This window comes from Rhodococcus sp. MEB064 (assembly GCF_000834565.1).
In the GTDB taxonomy this organism is placed as follows: domain Bacteria; phylum Actinomycetota; class Actinomycetes; order Mycobacteriales; family Mycobacteriaceae; genus Rhodococcoides.
The window spans coordinates 1-258 of sequence record NZ_JXQS01000080.1; the positions used below are offsets into that span (position 1 = coordinate 1).

The following is a 258-nucleotide window of genomic DNA, read 5'->3' on the forward strand; positions in this document are numbered from 1 at the left end:
ATGGTCGGTACAAAGGGTTGCCAAGCCGCGAGGTGGAGCTAATCCCATAAAACCGATCGTAGTCCGGATCGCAGTCTGCAACTCGACTGCGTGAAGTCGGAATCGCTAGTAATCGCGAATCAGAATGTCGCGGTGAATACGTTCCCGGGCCTTGTACACACCGCCCGTCACACCATGGGAGTGGGTTGCACCAGAAGTAGCTAGTCTAACCTTCGGGAGGACGGTTACCACGGTGTGATTCATGACTGGGGTGAAGTC

At 55.0% G+C, this 258-nt stretch carries 1 rRNA gene; it reads left to right on the plus strand.

The window, feature by feature from the left end:
- Nucleotides 1-258, plus strand: a 16S ribosomal RNA gene (locus RU01_RS21935); the annotation flags it as partial.